This window comes from Cupriavidus sp. (genome assembly GCF_057315035.1).
Genome location: NZ_DBHKYV010000020.1, coordinates 1 through 15,699, shown reverse-complemented (window position 1 = coordinate 15,699; position 15,699 = coordinate 1). Strand labels below are relative to the sequence as shown.

The following is a 15,699-nucleotide window of genomic DNA, read 5'->3' as shown; positions in this document are numbered from 1 at the left end:
TAGATGACACTGTTACAGTGAATGGGAGATAAGGTAGTTATTATGAGCATCGCACGTTCAATGCGTTTATTTCTATCTTATCTTCCGCTATTTTTGGGGTCTGCAGCCCACGCAGCATCTGCGAGTAGCCAGCCACCATCGGATCTTGGAAACGAGATGGAAGAAACTCAGGTAATTCAAGCGGAAGCCGCGCGCGCGAAGGCGTTAGTCGACGTGGATGTTGCCGGCCTTCGGGATATGACGGCGGAAGATTACACGCACGTTGAGAGCAATGGGAAGTATCGGACTCGTGACCAATTTTTGAAGGGGCTCGAGGATGCCGATTATAGATTCAAGACATTCGCGGTTGATAGAATTCAAGTTAGGGTGGAAGGGAAAGTCGCCATCGTGACCGGAGACTATCACAATGATATTGTGACTCACGGCGATCTAATGCCGACAAAGTATGCCAGGTTCATTCGAGTCTGGATGCTCCAGGGGGGGCGGTGGGTAAACGTGGCGCATCAAGCCACAGAGTTCAAATCCAACTAGAAAGTGTTGCTTGTAGATTCGTTACTGTCCTGCATCCATTGCTAGCCATCGTCATGCACTGTAATGTAGTGAATATGGGGATCGGTAGTGACCGGACGTGCTTCAGAGGCCAGGCTTCGTCAACGGGACGACTTCTGAGTGCCACCTACGCGATTGGTTAGCCGATGAGGGTTCAAATCGTTTGCATTAAGCATTGCATGCCATGCAACGCGCTTGCGTAAGCCCTATCTGCCAGGCTGGAGCCTTGCGTGCATCATTGATTGGTTCTGTTGGGTGCATTGATGCTCCGACCGCTTCAAGCGTAGACCCCTGTACCCCTTTGCGAGCGCTGTGCCGACGACACCGGAGCGTTGCTAGTTATTGCGCCCAGATCCGTTTGGGACGCTTGGATTACGCGAGAGTGTCGAGATTCACTCATGGCATTGAGCATTTCCGGGCGCGGTCCTTTTCTAGTGGTCAGAATCCACGATCGCTACGACGCGCCTCCTGGCATACCTTGGCAAGACTTAACTTGCCGAGCGCTTACGGCTTAGCGTGTTTACACACTGCCTGTTCAGCGGGACATATTCGATAAAGGAAACGCTGCCATGTATCGTGCCTATTGATTGTCCTGCGCATCTATCCATTGCTTTGCATGCGCGATTCCCAGTTGTTGAGCTTCCTCAATGTCATAGCATATGCCGAGTGAGACAAAGTCAATTTTACTTTCCTCGTCATTTTCCCTCCAGACCGTTGCTTGTGCGTCAAATGTATAGGAATCAAACGGAAGAGGTGTGCTTTGGATGATAAAGCCTTTGTAATGTATAAAGGGAGACATGGATTATCGATCTGGAATTAATGGTAAAAGCGCCGCAGGGATGGGGGCGTTATCCCAGCGGCAGCTGTCGGCCTAGTGGCGTTCAGATTGCTGCGTCCGATACTGCCCAGCTATCGGTGTATGGATCAACTTTCCCAACACGGTAGCCGTCCAGATTTGTTGGGCGAATATGATTGCCTTCGAGAGGTACAGCGTGAGCAGATGAAAGACTCGATGCGATTACAAATACGAAAATTAACCCGGCAATGACGTTCTTGGTGGTGAGCATTGGATTTCCAGAGAGTGCTACGTTACAAAAAATTCTCACTATTTGAATACTTTTTGAACCAATGAAGTTAGCATGGCTGCAAGGGCAACCCAGGTGACAATCCAGAAGTAGTCGATGCCGGCCAGCAGCGAGGACTGCTGACTGACAGACTGTGCGAGCTGTGCGAGCGCCATCTTTCCTGCCAAACTGGCTTCGTGCGTGGCAGAGAAATAGTCAGTAAGGTGTTGCAGTTGTTCGGCATAAACGGCGTCACCCGGCGTCATTCGTACATGGATGGAGCCGTAGTGCACGGTACTTCTCCACTGGAGAAAGATTGTTGCGAGTGCCGTTCCAGATGCCGTCGCAACTTGGGCAATCATGTTCTTGACTTGCTGTGCGTGAGTGAAAAGCGCCTCCTCACTCCCAAAATCCCTAAACGTTTGCATGGCAGTTGTCGCCAATACAAGCATTACGAAACTTCCATTGAGAGCCAACGCAGGAAGCACGTGCAGCGAGATCTGAACGACTGGGGATAACGACGACAATATCCATGCTGCGCCTGCCAGTGCGAGAAATCCGAGTACGAGAAACTTCTTGGGTCCCGGAGATTTTGGAAGAACTTTGGCCATTACCTGCCACGTGAGCAGAGCGCCAATAAGTCCCAGTGACTGGGTTTGACCGACCGTTTCCCACGTATATCCCAGCCCGGATTGGAGATAGAGCGGAAGCACGTAGTTGTTCGCACCGAGGAGCAGATAACTGAAGGAGAAGAGCGCTACACCCAACGTATATCGGGGTGTCAATAGCTCACGAACGCGTAGCAACGGCTGCTCATGTCGATGCTCGACATGAAAGTACGTGTAAAGCGCTATGACCCCTAGCGTTACAGAGATCAATGTAATCAGTGCATCATCGTAGAATTGATAGTAGGAACGCTGCAGCATATAAAGCAAAAAGAATGAGCTGCAGGCCAACAGCAATAGTCGACCGGCACTGGTTCGGCTAAGCGCTTCGGCCGGGGGCGCTTCCCGAGGGACGCAGCGGATGGCAAGCGCAGCGACTGCCAGGGCGACGGCAACCAGTATCGAAAAGATGGACTGCCAGTTATCTTCGGAGACAGCGAGTGAGGCGAGTAGCGGTGCCGATGCCATGCCGAGTGCCAGTCCGACGGCAAACACCTTGATGCCAACAAATCGGCCGGGACCCGGCGGAATCTGATTGACGAGAATGCGGGAGGTTGTCATGAAGGCAGCCCCGCCCAATGCCATGACGATGCGTCCCGCTGCGAACGAGTAGTAGCTATGACTTGACCCGCAAAGCGCGGCGCCGGCAATGAACATGGCGATCGAGCCAAGAATATAGTTGCGCCAGCCTAGTCGCTCTGTGAGCCAGCGCTGCTTGGCGATGACCACTACCGCCACACAAGCATACAGGGCAGCGATCAAGCTATATTCTTCCGGGCTGGCATCAATTTCGCCGCGAATCGGCACGGACGCGAACGCTATCATCCCCGACTGAAGGAAATCGAGAGCGCACATTAGTGCGATCGTCGAAAGAAGGGCGGGATATCTTCGATACATGCTTGCGCTCTTAATTGGAGGCGCGCTCGCGCGGGTTATCTGTTGCGGCGCCGGCGTTCTGGCGGATGATGGACTCTACCAATGCCCCTGCGTCTTCCAGTTCCCGCTCGAAGACTTTCGTTTCGTATGCGGCGCCGCGTTCCGATGACGGCTTGATGATTGCTCCGCGTTGGTCGCTTGTGTCTACGCCAACGCGCATGGACAGTCCAATACGCAATGGTTTGGATTTGACCTCTTGAGGATCCAGGGCGATTCGTACAGGCACGCGCTGCGTCACCTTGATCCAGTTTCCGGTCGCGTTCTGTGCGGGCAGGAGTGCAAAAGCACTGCCTGTCCCGGCATCTAGCCCCACAACCTTTCCGTGATAGATGACATCACTACCATACGCATCCGCGTGGAGCTTGACCGGCTGCCCGATGCGTAGATGCTCGAGTTGTGATTCTTTGAAGTTTGCGGACACCCAAACACCGTCAAGCGGCACGACGGACATCAACGCCACGCCTGGGTTGATGCGTTGACCGACCTGAACGCTTCGTTTGGTAACAATGCCGCCTGCAGGTGAGCGGATCGTAGTTCGCGCGAGTGCTACGTACGCGTCACGAAGGTTGCTCGCCGCGGCCTGAACATCCGGATGGGTGTGAAGGGAGGTATTGTCGACCAAGGCCCGGCGCTGTGCGAGCTGCTGAATGGTTGCTTGAAGCGCCGCCTCTGCATTCCTGGCCGCCTCCTCAGCATGATTGATTTCTTCACGGGAGACAGCGCCATCAGATGCGAGCTCGGCGCGGCGCGCTAAATCCGCGCGTGCCTTGCGCAGGTCATTCTCCCGCTGGCGAACCTCGGCCTGAAGTTGATCCACTTGGGAGTATTGCGTGCGCGCTTGTCGAGTAGCCTTTGCCAACGCCGCTTTCGCGCGCTCAAAGTCGACTTCCTTGTCGACGGGGTTCAGCTTGACCAGCGGGACGCCTGCCTCCACATTGTCGGTATTGTCTGCGCTGATGCTGACAACCGTGCCGACTATTTGCGAGGTAATTTGTATGGCATTGCCATCGACGTAGGCATCCTCTGTGCGCTCTGTGTCGAATGGGAGGATGGTCCAGGCGGCCAGCGCTGCGGCCGTCGCGAGAAACGTCACACTAGCCGGAATTAGCCATTTCTTCTTGGGCTGTGTGGGTGTTGTCGTCTTGGAGGGTTCGTCCATGGCTGATATTTAGTTGGTTGTGGCTGTCGTTTGCAGATCTGGTTCATACCCACCGCCAAGTGCGCGGCTCAGATTGGCCTGAATCGATAGACCCCGTGCTTGTAGCTGTATCAAGAGTCGGCGCTGAGTGAGTGCAGCGTTAAGCGTTGCAAGCACCTGCAGATAGGTTGCAACGCCTACGGCGTATCTGCGGTCGGCCAGATGGGCGGCCTCGTCAGCTGTACGTACGGCTTCGCCTTGTCGATTCATGCGCTCACTGAGCCACCGCAGGGACGACAACTGGTCGCCAATGTCGTGCAGACCATCAATCAGCGCCTGGTTATATGCCTCGACGGCGATGTCGTAGGCAGCGTCTTTTGCCGCCAAATTTCCTCGTAGTCGCCCACCTTCGAAAATGGGAAGATTCACCGCCGGACTGATGCCCAAAACCCGGCTTGTGCCCAGCGTAAAGGCATCGAACCCGAGGCTTTGCAAGCCAGCGAAAGCGGTCAAGTTTACGTTCGGATAGAACTGTGCCTTGGCGACCTTGATGTCTTGGTGCGCTGCTTCGACGCGCCAACGCTGGGCAATTACGTCTGGCCTGCGTCCAAGTAGTTCGGCGGGGACATTGCTCGGAATGGAAACCGAGGCGGGCATGTGCATTTGTGGCGCACTGATTTGCCGCCCTCGATCTGGGCCTTTCCCCAACAGTGCTGCCAAGCGATTGCGACTAAGCTCAACGGCTTCGTTTAAGGCCGCAATGCTGGCTTGCGTTGCAGGAACTGCAGCCTGTGCTTGCTTGATATCGATCTGAGAATCGAGCTCTGCCTGGAACCGCCTTTGTGTCAAGTGCAAGACCTTCTGCTCGATCTCGAGCTGGCGCTGCGCGAGTGCGAGCTGGTCGATGGTTTCTTGGAACGTGATGTACGCTTGAACGACCGCCGAAGCGACGACGAGGCGTGCTGCGTATTGGTCCACTTCTGCGGCACTACGACGGCCGATGGCCGCTTCGACAGCGGCCCGGTTTTTCCCCCAGAAGTCGATTTCGTAGCCCACTGTCAGCATCCCCTGATTGACGGTCTGCCATGTGCCGTTAACCGGGTGCGGGGTAGTGCCGTTTGAGCTGAATCGTTCTCGGGTACTGCTTACTGACCCGTCAACGCGCGGCAGCAGAGTCGCGGCTTCAATCTGTCGAAATGATTCCGCTTGACGCACACGTGCCTCGGCAATGCTGATCGTCGGGCTGTTGGCGATCGCTTCACTCACTAATGCATCGAGTTGAGGGTCACCGAAACTTTTCCACCAAGCAACGGTTGGCCAGTTGGCAGAGGAGACTGGCATGCCGCCAAGTGCGGCGCTCGCTTCGAGTTTATTCGGAGACAGTAGCGTTGCGCTTGGATTGAGGTCGCCATACGCGCAGCCGGAGAGATAGACGACACATGAACACGCGACTGCTGTAAGAAGTCGGGTGAAGGCGGTGTTTCGGCGCCCGGTGGGCGCTAACCATGCCGTTTGTTTGCGCGGGCACGCAACTGACACTTGTGAAATTGGTTTCATGGGGAGCGGTAGTGAAGTCCGGGGTCAGGAAGATTGACTCAGGGAGACGCGACGGCCGGTGACATCGCGGCTGTCCGAGTCGCCAAGCAACACGCCAAGTACCCGCTTAAGTTTGTTGGCATCGGCGAGAGGGAGCTGTTTGAGGAACTCTTCCTGGGTATGGGTGACGGAAAAACGTGTCTTGGCGTAGAGTTCGGCGCCCCGCGGCAGAATCTGCAGCTGCACCACGCGCCTGTCGGCCGATTGACGATGCCGCTCCACAAGTCCCATCGTTTCGAGTTTGTCGAGAATGCGAGTGAAGGCACCCCCATCCATTCCCAGCCGTGCGCAGCACTGGGATGGAATGCACCCATGTGATGTTGCAATTGCTTCGAGCGCGTAGAACTGCGACATCGTCAGATCCCACGGAATAAGGGCGCGCTGAAGGCATCGCGTCAGTTGGCCCCTCGTCAGGGTCAGAAGTTGATATAGATCGTTATCCATCATCCGATGTCTTGTGATTGCAGCCGCGAGCGCTCAATAGAAACCAATGGTGTCGTTTAGCTCAAAAAAAAGCGCCAGGCTAGGACGCGGCGCGAATGCCCGCGCAAAGGATCTGGATGGCCTCATCGATGACGCTTTCCGTCTCCAGGTTATCGGTCAGCAGGTGAAGCCACGACATACCGGTGAGCATGGCGACGGCGGCATCGATGGATGCGTCGGGCCGCAGGTCTCCACGGGCCATCGCTCGAGAAAAGATCGCTCGGAGCACCCGTTCTCGGCGGGCCAAGAAGTCTTCGCGGAAATTCGCCAGGGACGTAGGGTCCAGTTGTATTTCAGTGATGAAGCTCCGGAGCGCTTCGCCGGCGCGTGTCGTGCGCCACCAGTTCCACAATGAATGCAAGTGAGCGGCGAGGTCTTTTTCCATGCTTCCCGTATTGGGGTAAGCAAGTGAGGCTTCCCCGGAACGTTCGTACACGTCGCGGATGAGATCTCCCTTGTTTCGCCACCACCGGTAAATCGTCGGCTTGCTTGCGCCCGCCCGCTTACAGACGGCCTCTATCGTGAAGGCACGATAGCCGGCCTCCTCAAGAATCTCCGCGGCAGCCGAGAGAATGGCCTCCGTAGATGCCGGGTTCCTAACAGCACCAATCGATGATCGGCTGCGGCGAGTCAGGGTAGAGGACGAGTTGGACATGGCTGCTCATTTGCGTTGCATAGCTTTAGTCAGCAATATAGAAACTAGTAGTTTCTATGTCAAGTCAAATATTGTGCAATGCACGGGAAATGCCTGTTCGCGGATCGAGGGTAGGGCAGCCGGGGTGACGGAATACGTGCATCATAATGCTCTCAATGAGCTGTGCTTTTCCGCCCTTGCGGCCAACCCCTTCAGAAAGCGACGAATTGCGACACGCTGTTTTCGCCGCCGTCTGCCTGGCGAGACATTCCACGCGGCTCGCCAGGAAGTTCATCGGATCGTGTTGCCGGCGTCAGTGCCGCGGTCGGGCGGTCGGCATGGCGGGCGAAGGTGTGTCGGCAATCTCCGATCGCAACGAAAGTGACAGCAGCGCGCCGGTAGACGGATCGATGGCGTCGGTGAACGGCTTCGGACGTATCCCGATGGCCAGCACAAGAACCGCCAATGCGCCAAGCACGGCGAATTCGCGCCTGCTGAGATCTACCAGATTGGCGACGCTTCCGTTTGTGATGCCGCCAAACATCACGCGCTTGACCATCCAGAGCGTATAACCGGCACTCAGGATCAGCGTCAGCGCGGCCGCGCCTCCGACCCAGAAGTTAAAGCGGAGGGCGCCCATTAGCACCATGAACTCGCCGACAAAACCCGCCGTTCCCGGTAAGCCGACGTTTGCCATCGAGAACAGCATCACGAACGTGGCCAGGCGCGGCATGGTGCTGGCCACGCCGCCGTAGGCGTCGATCGCGCCGTTTCCGGTGCGGTCGACGAGCATGCCCGTGCAGAGCAGCATGGCACCCGAAACGATGCCGTACGTAAGCATCTGCACAATGGCGCCCTCGGTGCCGATACGATTGAACGTAAACAGGCCAAGTGTGACCAGCCCCATGTGCGCGACGGCCGAGTAGGCTAGCAGCTTGCGCATGTCACTCTGAACTAGAGCCACCGCGCTCGCGTAGATGATGGCGACCAGCGACAGCGTGATCATTGCTGGCGCAACGAAATGGCTGGCGTCAGGTGTTATCGGCAGCGAGAAACGCAGCAGGCCATAGCCGCCCATCTTCAGCATGCCGATCAGCACGGCTGCGGCGGTCGGGCCTTCCAGGTGAACGTCGGGCAGCCATGTGTGTACGGGCCACATGGGCACCTTGACCGAGAATGCGGCCAGGAAGCCAAGGAACACGAAGATCTGTGGCCAGAAGCCCAGATTCAAATTGCGCCACCCCGCGATGTCAAAGCTGTGCGACTGCGTATATAGGTAGATCATCGCAAGCAGCATCGCGAGCGAGCCGGCCAACGAGATGAGGAAAAACTTCATTGCCGCGTATGAGCGGTGCTCTCGCCCCCAGCCGCCGATCAGCAAGAACAGCGGAATCAGCGTGGCCTCGAAGAATTGGAAGAACAGTATCCCGTCCAACGAGGTGAACACACCTTGCATGAATCCGGACAGCAGTAGGAACGATCCGAACCACGTCGCAAGGCGGGAGCTGACCGATCTCCATGACGAGATCACAATGATCAACGTAGTCACGGCGGTCAGGACCACGAACCACAGCGAGATGCCGTCCACGCCGAGGTGCCACGATATGCCGAACGCGGGCACCAAGGGCGCGTTCTCGACGAATTGCATCGCGGTGTTCGTTTTGTCGAAGCCCGACAGGAGCGGAATCGTGGGCAGGACGCCGAGCACGGCGCCGACCAGCGAGACCCAGCGGGTCCAGCCGGGGGCGCGGTCGGAACCCGTAAAGAGGGCGAACAGACCGGCCGCAACCGGAATCCAGATTGCGAAGCTGAGAAGCAAAGGGGGTTGCATAACGATGGGGGCGTGAGACCAAGTGCGACAAAAAATGCAAAAATTAGCCCTGCGGCGCTTACGTGATCGCAAATGCCGGGCACGGGATGCTGATATCGAGAGTCGCGTCAGGAGCGCTCGATTGACGCTCTTTGAGGCGTTGTGTACTACGCAGCGGAGGGACGAACCCTTCTTAACCCTCGCCCCGCTTCTCTTGGGTGAGGGTTAACGATATTAGCGTTAACCATGATATCTGGGTTTGGATGATTACCTTGCATCACCCTTGTCACGGTGGGGATGAACCGCGTGCGGCATTGCCGTTAGCCGGATCCCGCTTGAGGCGTCAAAAAATTCTTCATGGAGAATGTGTGCTGGCATGCTGTCCGGGTTGAGCTATCTCTGTCGGTAGGGGATCGGTGTTCTGGGATACGGGGGAAATCCCGAGATCTAGGCCAGGTGCACTGTGCTACGCTTTTCGCAAGGAGGTGCGGCATGAAGAAGGCATTCCAGGTGATGGTCGTAATGTTGTTGGCGTTTTTCATTGCCGACCGCTCGGCGATGCACGCGCAGGCTGGCACAGGCGGCACGATCTCGTGCGCGTCGGGGGCTGCTCACACGCGTGCCAACGCAATCGGCGCAGGCTTTCCCGAGCGCGCCGCCGACAGCCAAGCCGAGGGCTTCCTGTCGTCGTGCCTGATCTCGGGGAGAGGTCAGGTGGGGGACTTGGTTGCGCGCAACTGAGCCCGCGCGGGTTGTCGCACACCGCGGACATCAATGTCCCTCGCTAGCGCATGTGTGGTACGCGTGTGGGCGTGTGGTGCAGTCAGCTATATCTGTGCGGCGAATGTCCGCCACAATCTCCATATAGATGGCGTCACCGGGCCAGCATTGGGCCCTTACCAACCATTAGTTCTCAGCTAGAGTTGGGTACCCGGCGGGCACTGACAGTCGTGGCTAGCCTTGGACCCGTCGTGCCTGCATGTCGCGATAACTTTCATCGGACTTGGCATCTGTTACCACCCGCAGTCGAGCCCGGGAATGCCGATCGCGCTGCCGGACGGTGCTAGCGGATTGTCGAGCAGCGCAATGCGCTGCTCGACCCAGTCCAAAATCGGTTGGAGGCAGATGCCCAACTGCGGATTTTAGTGGGTGTGAAAACTGGTGCTCGCAGGAGCCCCGGTCCTGACCATGCGAATCCGTGCACGATCTCCGGACGTCGGCTCGACATACTTGACATTGACGATTAAGCTGCCTCTTCCGCAATCAGGAAGCGCTTCGGGTTCTTGCCAAGCCAGGCCGGTGCGCGACCGCGGCCAGACCAGGTCTTACCGGTCTTAGGATCCAAAAATTTGGGCGGCAGTGCGGCTTTCGCAGTGCCATCGGAAGCGGCCTTGGCAGGACGCCCGCGGCGGCGTTTGGCCGCGATATCTTCAACTGTCAATCCATAGTCGGCCATCAGCCCCTGGATTTTCTCAATCACTCCAGAAACCTCGGCGGCGCGAACTTCCACCAGCTTGGCTTCCAGCGCGGCTTTCTCGGCTATCAATTGCTTATATGTTGCCATCGGATTCCCTTCGAAGAATGGTTCGATGGAATCATCCTATATCACAAACCGCTGAATGAGAAAGTGAAGTATTACGACGAGCCGGAGAAACGGTCAAGACCTTCACTCAGGCAATCTTGAAATGTTCGATGGATTGGCCCGCGTTGACGGCACGCTGTAGCCAATCTGGCAAGACGCCCGCGCCATTCCAAGTGTGTCCCTGGGCATCTTTAAATCTGACAGTTTTCTTAGATATTTCAACTGACTTCTTTGGAATAAAACACCCAGCCGCTTCGAGTTGTTCGAATGAGATGCCATGACGCGCGATGGCTGATCGGGCCCATAGAATGGCGTCAGCCCGAGCTCGGTGCGCGGTCGCTGCGGATGATTCCGAAAAGGGCATTGCAGACGTGGCCGTCATGCCTGTTGGGATTGCTAGGGGCATATGGAATCCGTGTAGTAATGAAAATGCAGACCTAGACAAACGTAGGGTAAAAGCGCTCTACTGGCTCGACGCGTTCAGGCTTTCGACGGGATGCGCGGAGAAGCAAGCGGTTCACACTCAAAATGGGCGGCGGCATAGGTCGCGTTGCATGCCCAGACTTCTTGGCCCTCGCGCACAAAGCTCACCCAGTTTCCATCGCTGGTACATTCGGCACCCGGAAACACCTCATCGTGACCGTTCGGTACGTCAAGCGGAAAAGGGGCGTGTGGGACTGCCCAATATCGGCCCGCTGGCAACGCGGCAATCTGTTTCCTAATCATGCTCTTCAATTCGTTTGCGATCCGCTACGGCAACGCCATTTTCCAAAGGAAATCTCACGACCTGTCAATACTGCAACAGCGTGACAGCCGCATGATAACGGCTCGTGTAGTCTCCAGCCCGTCACGTTTTGCAGCTCCCGCCCGGGTCTTCCTCAATGGCGCATTTACTTTCATTGACTCTCCGTGCTCTGGCCGTCGGCGCCCTTGTCATGGTAGCCGCGATTGCCGCGCGGCAGGTCTATCTCAGAATGCAAGAGGAAGAGACAGCGCCGTTCGGTGCCGACGACGATGTCCCTGCCATGATGCTGGCCCGTTGCGAATCGGTACATAGCAAGCTGCAAGGCCCCCGCGGCTCGAAAGCCGGCGCTCGCACTGAGGAGATGGTCCGAGCCATCCGGTGCATCGACTCATGATCATTCGGTATGCGCTGTCTTGATCATTAGCGACCTGTTTGACTAAGGATTCTTAACAAGCTTGTCGCGTGTGCCTGATTGTTTAGGTTGTCGCGCCCATCCCGTCTAGTGTCAGCGCAAACCAGCGATCCGGATAAGGCGGTGGAGGTCTACATTTCGCTAATGCACGCGATCCCGCGGACATGGACGCGACGTTGGCCGGTGGCGGCGTCCATCCGCTAACCGGAGAGTAGGTCGGGAGCCTTGCGATCAGCGCGTAACGTTTGCGGTAACGTCAACGGCAGGTCTGTGCGAGCTCCGGAAGGTGGCTCTACGACGTGCACGTGCCTGGCATCCGCGGCGCGAGCGGCGGCATGCTCTTTCGCCTGCGTATGCGCGGCGACATATGTGCCAACCGAGCGCGCACGGTAATCGATCGTCATTGCGCCAAGCCTACTTGCGGCGCTGCCTTGCGCGAGCACGGTCTGACCGGCTTGCCAGGTACGCCCGATCGACGATATCCGCGTAGGCCGTGATGAAAGCCAGCGGCAGAGCCGCGGCCGCGCGCACAAATAGCTTGTGGGCACGCTGTTTGGATGAAACCTGATGGCCGAATAGTTAGCTAATAATGCAATTAACTGACAAGCAAGCTTACCATCATTGAATGGGTACTCCGAACGAAAATCGCCTTCACGACGGAGCAGGGGAACTACAAGATGTGCGTCATCCTTGCTGCTCCCCGAAATCTACGCGGAATCCTCCTAACCATTTGAAATCGTGAGGATTGCGTTTCCCCTCCCTCGCACCAGAATTTTCTTTCAAATCAACGGCATAGGTCCTCTGTGCTGTCAAAAATCCAGCCAGTCTTGCAGTGGATTTGCCAGCAAATTTGCCAGCATTTCCGCTGACACGCTTTCAGCAACGAGAGAAGTGACAATTGACCCGTCTGTTGACCCGTCTGGTCCCTCCGGGTAAGCGCGGCATCTGACTGGCGAGCGAAGACTTCCGCGCTCATGTCGTTTCCCATTTCAATAAACACAGTGCGGCGATGGTGAGGAGCACTTGCTGGCCCACCACGGGTTCGGCATACCCGCTTCGGCTGCGGAGTATGCTCTGGTAATTGCGGAAAAGCCGATCGGTGCCCGTAGGTCCGCGAATCTTCCTTGCCAAATTCCCCATGTCGACCGCCGAAGGTAGGCAGCGTACGTGCGCAGACGGAATGAGGTACCCCGGGGATGCCGATATGTCGCGATTCTCAGTTCTACCGTGGCTGCTGGCTGGCGCGGCCGCGTTGACCGGGCCAGCGCCACTCGCCCAAGCGAGGCCATCGATGCCACTCACTCTGACGTCCACCGCATTTGCCCATGGCGGCGAGATTCCCACCGTGCACACCTGCGAAGGCGCGGATCAGTCGCCGCCGCTGGCGTGGTCCGGACTCCCGCCCGGTACTGCAAGCCTGGCCCTGATCGTCGATGACCCGGACGCCCCCGATCCGGCGTCACCGCAAATGACATGGGTCCACTGGGTCATGTACGACCTGCCGCCGCACGATGGATCTCTTGCGCAGGGCGTAAAACGGGTCGATCTCCCAGCCGGCACGCACGATGGCCTCAACGACTGGCATCGCGCCGGATACGGCGGCCCATGTCCGCCGATCGGCCGGCACCGTTATTTGTACAAGCTGTACGCGCTCGATGTCGTGCTGCCAGATCTGGGTAAGGTGAACAAGGCAGCGCTGGAACGCGCGATGCAGGGGCACGTCCTGGCGCAAGCCGTGTTGATCGGGACCTACCAGAAGCACAAGCGCTGAAGCGCATCTGGGAAGTACCGTGCTACGTGAAGCAGAATGCCAAGGTCGGCAATCGGCGGAGGGCGACAATGAGACGCTCTTCCGGGAAGTCCTCTTCTGGGCGCCTCAAACTGCACTTACGACGAATGCGACGGGGATGCCTGCAATATGGGTCAATAGTCGTGAGCCGTTGCGAGGCATACTGGCCTCAGCCAGTAAATCCACTGACTACCGAATTGGCGAGCGGGGCATGCTTCACGAGACAGTCGCAATCGCATGGCACGCTTTCCGCATCGATCGCCTGGGAGGCTCTACATGAACGTCGAGCGCTGCCAGCAGCATGCACACCGACGTTGGGCAGGGCTACGAGGGCAACTTCTGATCCGCGACGGCGAACCCACCGCAAGGAGTCCATATGAAGACAAGTGATGTCCGATCGAAAGCATTCGCGATGCCGCTGACGAGCCCCGCTTTTCCCATGGGGCCTTACCGTTTCGTCGATCGTGAATTCCTGATAATCACCTACCGCACCGATCCGGAGCGCCTGCGTGAAGTCGTGCCCGAGCCATTGCAGATTTCCGAGCCGCTCGTGCATTACGAGTTCATCCGCATGGCCGACTCTACCGGCTTTGGTGACTACACCGAAAGCGGGCAGGTGATCCCTGTCGAATACAACGGGCAGGCGGGCGGTTACACGCTAGCAATGTACCTCGACGATCATCCGCCGATCGCCGGTGGTCGAGAGCTGTGGGGCTTCCCGAAGAAGCTCGCTTCCCCGACGTTGCAGGTGAGTACAGATCATCTGCTCGGTACGCTCGACTATGGGAAGGTAAGGGTCGCGACGGGGACGATGGGTTATAAGCACCGTGAACTCGACATTGCCCAGCAGACCACGCGCCTGGCCGGCCCGAACTTCCTGCTGAAGATCATTCCGCACGTCGATGGGTCCGCGCGCGTATGCGAACTCGTGCGGTACTACATGCAGGACATCGTGATGAAGGGGGCGTGGACCGGACCTGCGTCGCTCGCCCTGGCGCCGCATGCGCTAGCGCCGGTTGCAGATCTTCCGGTGCTCGAGATCGTCGAGGCGCGTCACCTGGTTGCCGACTTGACACTGGGGCTCGGCGAGGTCATCTACGACTACCTCGCGCAATGACGCAAGTGACTTGTCGATTTTTACCACCACCTTTGAAGACAGGAGTTCCTGTATGAACACGCTGAATGGCAAGACCGCAGTGGTCACGGGCGCCGCGAGCGGCATCGGCAAGGAAATCGCGCTGGAGCTGGCGAAGGCCGGCGCAGCGGTGGCGATCGCCGATCTGAACCAGGACGGTGCGAATGCTGTCGCCGAACAGATCCAGCAGGCAGGTGGCAAGGCAATAGGTGTCGCGATGGACGTCACGAACGAGGACGCAGTCAATCGCGGCATCGACAAGGTCGCCGAGACATTCGGTTCTGTCGACATTCTCGTGTCGAATGCGGGCATCCAGATCGTCAACCCGATCGAGAACTATGCGTTCGCTGACTGGAAGAAGATGCAGGCGATCCACGTCGATGGTGCATTCCTGACGACGAAGGCCGCGCTCAAGCATATGTACAAGGACGACCGCGGCGGTGTCGTGATCTATATGGGCTCTGTTCACTCGCACGAAGGGTCCCCGTTGAAGTCGGCCTATGTGGCGGCAAAGCACGCGCTGCTGGGGCTGGCTCGCGTGCTGGCGAAGGAAGGTGCCAAGCACAACGTGCGTTCGCATGTCGTGTGCCCGGGCTTCGTGCGCACGCCGCTAGTGGAGAAGCAGATTCCGGAGCAAGCGAAGGAGCTTGGCATCAGCGAAGAGGACGTGGTGAAGAAAGTAATGCTCGGCGACACGGTCGACGGTGTGTTCACCACGGTAGAGGACGTCGCGCAGACGGTGCTGTTTCTGTCGTCGTTCCCGAGCGCCGCGTTCACCGGCCAGTCGTTTGTCGTCAGCCACGGCTGGTTCATGCAATGAAGCCGCACGCCAGCACCGAGAGGCGCTTGGCGCGTTGACGCATTTGCTGTCGCAACTGTGAAAAATTCTTTTCGCTCTACGCCAGACCACCCACGCGACGCTGCGTGGATCCAACTTGCTGCCCTCGTCGTCATAGCGTAGTCAGTAGCCCACGCGGCACAAGCGCGCGTGGGTGCTGGCAGTTCAAACTGCCGCCAGGTTGCCACCCCATTGGGTCGGGTTGACGTTGAGTGCGACCTTGCCCAGATCGACGCCAACGATCTTGTTGTTGTTGAACGCGGCAACGTTCACTTGCTGAAGCTGCTGCACGCTCTGGTTGATATTGATGTTGACCAGCGGGC

At 57.6% G+C, this 15,699-nt stretch carries 15 protein-coding genes; 5 read left to right on the top strand and 10 right to left on the bottom strand.

The features are described 5' to 3' along the window. Nucleotides 1-156: 156 nt before the first annotated feature. On the top strand, nucleotides 157-531 hold the full coding sequence (locus ACO550_RS22190; protein ID WP_315594220.1) for a nuclear transport factor 2 family protein: 375 nt from the start codon (nucleotides 157-159) through the stop codon (nucleotides 529-531). 598 nt (nucleotides 532-1,129) lie between these two features. Here the strand turns inward: ACO550_RS22190 and ACO550_RS22185 are convergent. From ACO550_RS22185 to ACO550_RS22150, 8 genes are all read right to left on the bottom strand, one after another. Continuing rightward, nucleotides 1,130-1,348, bottom strand: a complete 219-nt coding sequence (locus ACO550_RS22185) for a hypothetical protein (protein ID WP_315594221.1) — start codon at nucleotides 1,346-1,348, stop codon at nucleotides 1,130-1,132. 82 nt (nucleotides 1,349-1,430) lie between these two features. Next, nucleotides 1,431-1,616, bottom strand: a complete 186-nt coding sequence (locus ACO550_RS22180; protein WP_315594222.1) for a hypothetical protein — start codon at nucleotides 1,614-1,616, stop codon at nucleotides 1,431-1,433. A 38-nt stretch (nucleotides 1,617-1,654) separates the two neighbouring features. Then, nucleotides 1,655-3,175, bottom strand: coding sequence for an MFS transporter (locus ACO550_RS22175; RefSeq protein WP_315594223.1), 1,521 nt, complete (start codon nucleotides 3,173-3,175; stop codon nucleotides 1,655-1,657). Nucleotides 3,176-3,185: 10 nt separating this feature from the next. Next, entirely contained in the window at nucleotides 3,186-4,373 is a 1,188-nt protein-coding gene (locus tag ACO550_RS22170) for an HlyD family secretion protein (RefSeq protein ID WP_315594224.1), read from the bottom strand. Between the two features lie 9 nt (nucleotides 4,374-4,382). Continuing rightward, entirely contained in the window at nucleotides 4,383-5,909 is a 1,527-nt protein-coding gene (locus tag ACO550_RS22165; protein ID WP_315594225.1) for an efflux transporter outer membrane subunit, read from the bottom strand. Between the two features lie 24 nt (nucleotides 5,910-5,933). After that, nucleotides 5,934-6,302, bottom strand: a complete 369-nt coding sequence (locus ACO550_RS22160) for a MarR family transcriptional regulator (protein ID WP_315594226.1) — start codon at nucleotides 6,300-6,302, stop codon at nucleotides 5,934-5,936. A gap of 169 nt (nucleotides 6,303-6,471) precedes the next feature. After that, nucleotides 6,472-7,086, bottom strand: coding sequence for a TetR/AcrR family transcriptional regulator C-terminal ligand-binding domain-containing protein (locus ACO550_RS22155; RefSeq protein ID WP_315594227.1), 615 nt, complete (start codon nucleotides 7,084-7,086; stop codon nucleotides 6,472-6,474). A gap of 292 nt (nucleotides 7,087-7,378) precedes the next feature. Beyond that, nucleotides 7,379-8,896: an NADH-quinone oxidoreductase subunit M gene (locus tag ACO550_RS22150; protein WP_315594228.1), complete on the bottom strand. Its 1,518-nt coding sequence runs from the start codon at nucleotides 8,894-8,896 to the stop codon at nucleotides 7,379-7,381. A 471-nt stretch (nucleotides 8,897-9,367) separates the two neighbouring features. Between ACO550_RS22150 and ACO550_RS22145 the strand changes: the two genes are divergently transcribed. Next, nucleotides 9,368-9,616: a hypothetical protein gene (locus tag ACO550_RS22145; protein ID WP_315594229.1), complete on the top strand. Its 249-nt coding sequence runs from the start codon at nucleotides 9,368-9,370 to the stop codon at nucleotides 9,614-9,616. A 502-nt stretch (nucleotides 9,617-10,118) separates the two neighbouring features. On the opposite strand, the gene ACO550_RS22140 is transcribed toward ACO550_RS22145, so the two are convergent. Together ACO550_RS22140 and ACO550_RS22135 are read right to left on the bottom strand one after the other, a co-directional pair. After that, nucleotides 10,119-10,439, bottom strand: a complete 321-nt coding sequence (locus tag ACO550_RS22140) for an H-NS histone family protein (protein WP_315594230.1) — start codon at nucleotides 10,437-10,439, stop codon at nucleotides 10,119-10,121. A 106-nt stretch (nucleotides 10,440-10,545) separates the two neighbouring features. Continuing rightward, nucleotides 10,546-10,821 (bottom strand): H-NS family nucleoid-associated regulatory protein, encoded by a 276-nt coding sequence (locus ACO550_RS22135; RefSeq protein WP_485994961.1) that lies wholly within the window; start codon nucleotides 10,819-10,821, stop codon nucleotides 10,546-10,548. Nucleotides 10,822-12,905: 2,084 nt separating this feature from the next. Here ACO550_RS22135 and ACO550_RS22130 point away from each other — a divergent pair. The 3 genes from ACO550_RS22130 to ACO550_RS22120 all read left to right on the top strand — a co-directional run bounded on the left by ACO550_RS22130 (nucleotide 12,906) and on the right by ACO550_RS22120 (nucleotide 15,358). After that, nucleotides 12,906-13,385 carry a YbhB/YbcL family Raf kinase inhibitor-like protein gene (locus ACO550_RS22130; RefSeq protein ID WP_315598911.1) on the top strand — a complete coding sequence of 160 codons (480 nt, stop codon included), beginning with the start codon at nucleotides 12,906-12,908 and terminating at the stop codon, nucleotides 13,383-13,385. Between the two features lie 394 nt (nucleotides 13,386-13,779). Beyond that, nucleotides 13,780-14,520, top strand: a complete 741-nt coding sequence (locus ACO550_RS22125) for an acetoacetate decarboxylase (RefSeq protein WP_315598912.1) — start codon at nucleotides 13,780-13,782, stop codon at nucleotides 14,518-14,520. 52 nt (nucleotides 14,521-14,572) lie between these two features. Further along, a complete protein-coding gene (locus ACO550_RS22120) occupies nucleotides 14,573-15,358 on the top strand; it encodes a 3-hydroxybutyrate dehydrogenase (protein WP_315598913.1) in 786 nt (261 codons plus the stop codon). Nucleotides 15,359-15,699: the final 341 nt, after the last annotated feature.